5 protein-coding genes are annotated in these 5,432 nt (G+C 69.7%); all 5 read left to right on the top strand.

Going from position 1 to position 5,432, the window contains the following annotated elements; all coding sequences use genetic code 11:
• The first annotated feature begins 3 nt into the window (after positions 1-3).
• The 5 genes from KDH83_RS29180 to mtgA all read left to right on the top strand — a co-directional run bounded on the left by KDH83_RS29180 (position 4) and on the right by mtgA (position 5,425).
• A complete protein-coding gene (locus KDH83_RS29180; protein ID WP_212322232.1) occupies positions 4-1,782 on the top strand; it encodes an iron ABC transporter permease in 1,779 nt (592 codons plus the stop codon).
• Positions 1,775-2,854 carry an ABC transporter ATP-binding protein gene (locus tag KDH83_RS29175; protein WP_212322230.1) on the top strand — a complete coding sequence of 360 codons (1,080 nt, stop codon included), beginning with the start codon at positions 1,775-1,777 and terminating at the stop codon, positions 2,852-2,854. Before KDH83_RS29180 ends, KDH83_RS29175 begins: the two co-directional genes overlap by 8 nt.
• 87 nt (positions 2,855-2,941) lie before the next feature.
• Positions 2,942-3,841, top strand: a complete 900-nt coding sequence (locus tag KDH83_RS29170; RefSeq protein WP_212322228.1) for a TonB family protein — start codon at positions 2,942-2,944, stop codon at positions 3,839-3,841.
• The gene (aroE, locus tag KDH83_RS29165; RefSeq protein ID WP_212322226.1) at positions 3,838-4,689 is read left to right on the top strand and encodes a shikimate dehydrogenase; all 852 of its coding nucleotides are present in this window, start codon (positions 3,838-3,840) and stop codon (positions 4,687-4,689) included. The genes KDH83_RS29170 and aroE overlap by 4 nt, the downstream gene beginning before the upstream one ends.
• A 4-nt stretch (positions 4,690-4,693) precedes the next feature.
• On the top strand, positions 4,694-5,425 hold the full coding sequence (gene mtgA, locus KDH83_RS29160; protein ID WP_212322225.1) for a monofunctional biosynthetic peptidoglycan transglycosylase: 732 nt from the start codon (positions 4,694-4,696) through the stop codon (positions 5,423-5,425).
• The last annotated feature ends 7 nt before the right edge of the window (positions 5,426-5,432 follow it).

The raw sequence follows: 5,432 nt of genomic DNA, 5'->3' as shown, positions 1-5,432 counted from the left end.
CCCATGCAGTCATTGCGCAGAAAATGGCAGTCCCTGCCGCGCGGCGTGGTGGTGCTGATCACGGCCCTGGCCATCTACGTGCCGCTGTCGTTCATCATCATCCAGAGCTTTCTGTCCGCGCCCTTCTTCTCGCCGTCCAAGGTCTTCAGCCTGGACGCGTTCCGCTTCATCTTCGCGGATTCCGATTTCTACAAGGCGCTCAAGAGCGGCTTCATCCTGGCCTTCGGCCTGGCCGCCATCGCCATTCCGCTGGGCGGCATGCTGGCCTTCCTGATGATCCGCACCGACCTGCCGGGTCGCCGCTGGATCGAGCCGCTGATCCTGGTGCCGATCTTCGTGTCGCCCATGGTGCTGGGCTTCGGCTACGTGGTGGCCGCCGGCCCGGTCGGCTTCTTCTCGACCTGGGCGCAGAGCCTGCTGGGCTTCGTGCCCTGGAACGTCTATTCGCTCACCAGCATCGTCATCATCGCCGGCCTGACCCACGTGCCGCACGCCTACCTGTACATCTCGTCGGCGCTGCGCAGCATGGGCTCGGACGTCGAGGAAGCCGCGCGCGTGGCCGGCGCCTCGCCGCTGCGCGTGATGGTCTCGGTCAGCCTGCCGATGGTGCGGCCGGCCATGCTGTACGCCACGGTGCTGCTGTTCTTCCTGGGCCTGGAGGTGTTCGGCCTGGTGCTGGTGCTGGGCGACCCCGAAGGCAACCTGGTGCTGGCGACCTATCTGTACAAGCTGACCAACAAGCTCGGCATCCCGTCCTACCACCTGATGGCGGCCGTGGCCGTGGTGCTGATCTGCATGACCATTCCGCTGGTGATGCTGCAGCGTCGCCTGATGCGCACCGCCAACCGCTTCGTCACCGTCAAGGGCAAGGCCTCGCGCGCGCGCCCGCTGCCGCTGGGCAAGTGGCGCTGGGTGGCGGGCGCGGTCGTCGCGTTCTGGCTGCTGGTCACCATCGTGGTGCCGCTGCTGGGCGTGCTGCTGCGCGCCTTCGTGTCGAACTGGGGCATGGGCGTGTCGCTGCTGGACGTGCTGTCGCTGGACGCGTTCCGCACCGTGCTCTCGCAGCCCAACCTGATGCGCGCCATCGTCAACTCGGTCGCCATCGGCGTGTTCGGCGGCGCGCTGGCCGTGTTCTGCTACACCTTCGTGGGCCTGGCGATGCACCGCAAGCCGGACAACGTCACGCGCTTCATGGACTACAGCGTGCTGGTGCCGCGCGCGGTGCCCGGCCTGCTGGCCGGCCTGGCCTTCCTGTGGGTGTTCCTGTTCGTGCCGATGTGGCTGGACAACGCGCTGGACGCCGACCTGGGCGGCTGGCTGTCGGGCCTGCCCTTCGCCGAATGGCTGCGCGAGAACTTCATCGAATGGCTGCGCTCCATGCGCAGCACCATCTTCAGCGTGTGGCTGGCCTACACCGTGGTCTGGATGGCCTATGGCCTGCGCCTGATCTCGTCGACGCTGCTGCAGGTGGGCCCCGAGCTGGAAGAGGCCGCCCGCAGCGCCGGCGCGCGCCGCGGCCAGGTCACCCGCCACGTGACGGTGCCGCTGGCCAAGTACGGCCTGATCGGCTCCTGGCTGCTGATGTTCCTGATCTTCGAGCGCGAATACTCCACCGGCGTCTACCTGCTGTCGCCCGGCACCGAGACCATCGGCTCCATGCTGGTGTCCTTGTGGGCCTCCGGCGCCATCGACATCGTGGCCGCGCTTTCCTTCATCAATATCGTTCTGGTCGTCATCGGCCTGGGCATCGCCCTGCGATTCGGAGTCAAACTTCATGATTGAGCTTTCTGTTGAAGACCTGCACCTGGACTACGGCGACAACCCGGTGCTCAAGGGCGTGTCGATGCAATTGCGCCAGGGCGAAGTGGTATCCCTGCTGGGCCCGTCCGGCAGCGGCAAGACCACGCTGCTGCGCGCCGTCGCCGGCCTGGAAGGCCCCAAGCGCGGCCGCATCACCATCGGCGAACGCGTGGTCTACGACGGCGCCGCGCGCAGCGAGATCCCGGCCGAGGAACGCAACCTGGGCCTGGTGTTCCAGTCCTATGCGCTGTGGCCGCACAAGACCGTGTTCGACAACGTCGCCTACCCGCTCAAGCTGCGCAAGACGCCGCAAGCCGAGGTGCGCGAACGCGTGCAGGCCGTGCTGGACCAGCTCGGCCTGGGCAAGCTCGGCCAGCGCCATCCGCACCAGCTGTCCGGCGGCCAGCAGCAGCGCGTGGCCATCGGCCGCGCGCTGGTGTACAGCCCGCCCGTGATCCTGCTGGACGAGCCGCTGTCCAACCTGGACGCCAAGCTGCGCGAAGAGGCCCGCGCCTTCCTGCGCGAGCTGATCGTGCGCCTGGGCCTGTCGGCGCTGATGGTCACGCACGACCAGAGCGAGGCCATGGCCATCTCCGACCGCATCCTGCTGCTGAACAACGGCAAGATCGAGCAGCAGGGCACGCCCCAGGAAATGTATGGCTCGCCCAACACGCTGTTCACCGCCGAGTTCATGGGCAGCAACAACCGCCTGAGCGGCAAGGTGGCCGAACTGCGCGACGGCCAGGCCCGCATCGAGGGCGCCGGCTGGGCGCTGTGGGGCAAGGCCGCGCCCGGACTGGCCGCCGGCCAGGATGCCACGGCCGTGATCCGGGTGGAACAGGTGCGCCTGGCGGACGATCCCGACGGCAACCACCTGGAGCTGCCGCTGGTGACCAGCATGTACCTGGGCGACCGCTGGGAGTACGTGTTCCGCGGTTCCCAGGCCGACCCGGCCGCCCTGGCGCTGCGCGCCTACGGCGCCGAGGGCCGCGAACCCGGAGCCTGCCGCCTGGCCCTGCCGGCCCGGCATGTGTGGGTGTTCCCCAATCAGTAATCGATCCGTTCCGGCAGGCGCCGCCGCCCGCGGCGGCGCCCGTCCCTGACACACGTCTGCAAGCTGCGCCGGGCTTACAATGCCTGCGTGCAAAGCCTTGCTGATTCCCCCTCCCCGCCGAGCCGTTACCTGCGGTGGCTGGGCGCGCCCGCCCAGCACTACCTGCGCATCGGCCTGGCGATCTCGCTGTTGGTGCACGCCGGCGCGCTGGCGTGGCGCTTTGGCGCGCCCGCCCTGAGCAAGCCCGCCTCTCCCAGCCTGGAAGTGCTGCTGCTGAACGCCCGCAGCGAGACCCCGCCCGACGCCCCGCGCGCCCAGGCCCAGAACCAGATGAGCGGCGGCGGCAACGCCGAACGCGGCCTGGCCACCACCCCGCTGCCCCAGACCGGCGCCTCGGCCGAGACCATCGTGCTGGAAGCCATGCGCAAGCGCCAGGTCCAGCTGGAGGCCGAGCAGACCCGCCTGATGACCCAGCTGCAGGCCCGCGACAAGGCCGGCGCCGAGCGCCAGGCCGTCAATCCCTGGCCGGACGGCGCCGACCATGGCCGTGACGCCGAAGAGCAGGCCAGCGTGATCCAGAATTCCCAGGTGGCGGCCCTGGCCGCGCGCGTGCAGCAGTACAGCGCGGAACCGCGCAAGCAATTCGTGGCGCCGTCGGCCGAAGCCTCGCGCTACGCCGCCTACCTGGACGCCTGGCGCACCCGGGTGGAATCCGTGGGCACGCAGCACTACCCGGACGAGGCGCGCGGCCGCATCTACGGCTCGCTGCGCCTGACCGTGTCGATCCGCGCCGACGGCAGCATCGCCAACGTCGAGATCGACGAGCCGTCCCCGCACGCGGTGCTGAACCAGGCCGCGCGGCGCATCGTGCAGCTGGCCGCGCCGTTCCCGCCCTTCCCGCCCGAGATCGCGCGCGACACCGACGTGCTGGTCATCACCCGCAGCTGGCACTTCGTCAACGACACCCTGGAAACCCAAGCCCCATGACCGAGGCCCGCTACGCCGTGATCGGCAACCCGATCGCCCACAGCCGCTCCCCGCAGATCCATGCCATGTTCGCCCGCCAGACCGGCCGGGCGCTGCGCTATGACCGGCTGCTGGCTCCGCTGGACGCTTTCGTGGCGACGACGGCGGCCTTCGTCGCCGAGGGCGGGCTGGGACTGAACGTGACGGTGCCCTTCAAGCAGGAGGCCTACGCGCTGGCGGCCGGCAACCTGTCCGACCGCGCCAGGCTGGCAGGCGCCGTCAACACGCTGTCCTGGCGCAACGGCGCCTGGCACGGCTGCAACACCGACGGCGTGGGCCTGGTGTCGGACCTGCTGCGCCTGGGCCTGCGCCTGGACGGCGCCCGCGTGCTGCTGGTCGGCGCCGGCGGCGCCGCCCGCGGCGTGCTGCAGCCGCTGGCGCAGGCCGGCTGCGCCCGCATCCATATCGTCAACCGCACCGCCGCCCGCGCACTCGAACTGGCCGAGGCATGGCGCGCCAGCGGCGCCGGCCTGCCGATCCAGGTCACGGCCGGCACGCTCGCCGAGGCGGCAACGCCCGGCGGCTGGGACGCGGTCGTCAACGCCACCGCCAGCGGGCTGGCCGATGCCGCCCCCGACCTGCCCGGCGGCCTGTATGCCCCCGGCGCGCTGGCCTACGACATGATGTACGGCGCCGCCCCCACCGCCTTCATGAAACAGGCCGGGGCCGACGGCGCCGCGCGCACGGCGGACGGCCTGGGCATGCTGGTGGGCCAGGCGGCCGAGAGCTTCCATATCTGGCACGGCCTGCGGCCCGATCCCGAGCCCGTGCTGGCGGCGCTGCGCGCCGATCTGGCGGCGGGACGCTGAAGGCATGGCGGGCCGCGCCGGCAAGGGCCGCAGGTCCTGGTTCCGGATCATCACCGGCGTGATGATGGCGCTGGTCTGCGCCGTGCTGCTGTACCAGTTCTGGCTGTTCGGCCTGGTGGTCTGGTACAAGTACCAGAACCCCGGCACCAGCGCGGTGATGCGCGAGGAGTACGCGCGGCTCAGCGAAGGCCACGCCGACTTCCGCCTGCAGCATGAATGGGTGCCCTACGACAAGATCAGCAACTCCCTGAAGCGGGCGGTCGTGGCGGCCGAGGACTCGAATTTCACCGAGCATGACGGCGTGGAATGGGAGGCTATCCGCAAGGCCTGGGAATACAACCAGAAGCAGGAGGAGGCCGGGCGCAGCAAGATGCGCGGCGGCTCCACCATCACCCAGCAGCTGGCCAAGAACCTGTTCCTGTCGAGTTCGCGCAGCTATGTGCGCAAGGGCCAGGAACTGGTCCTGACCTACATGATCGAACACGTCATGAGCAAGGAACGGATCCTGGAGTTGTATCTGAACGTGGCCGAATGGGGCGTGGGCGTGTTCGGCGCCGAAGCGGCCGCGAAGCACTATTTCAACGCCTCGGCCGCCGGCCTGGGCGCCAGCCAGTCGGCCCGCCTGGCCGCCATGCTCCCCACCCCGCGCTTCTACGATCGCAACCGCAACTCCAACTATCTGAACTCGCGGGTCGGCGTGCTGACCCGCCGCATGCAGATGGTCGACATCCCCTGAACAGGAC

Origin of the sequence: Achromobacter sp. Marseille-Q0513 (genome assembly GCF_018195695.1) — a bacterium.
Taxonomy (GTDB): domain Bacteria; phylum Pseudomonadota; class Gammaproteobacteria; order Burkholderiales; family Burkholderiaceae_B; genus Achromobacter.
Note: the sequence above shows the minus strand (reverse complement) of the source record. Positions and strands in the feature narration are given on the sequence as shown.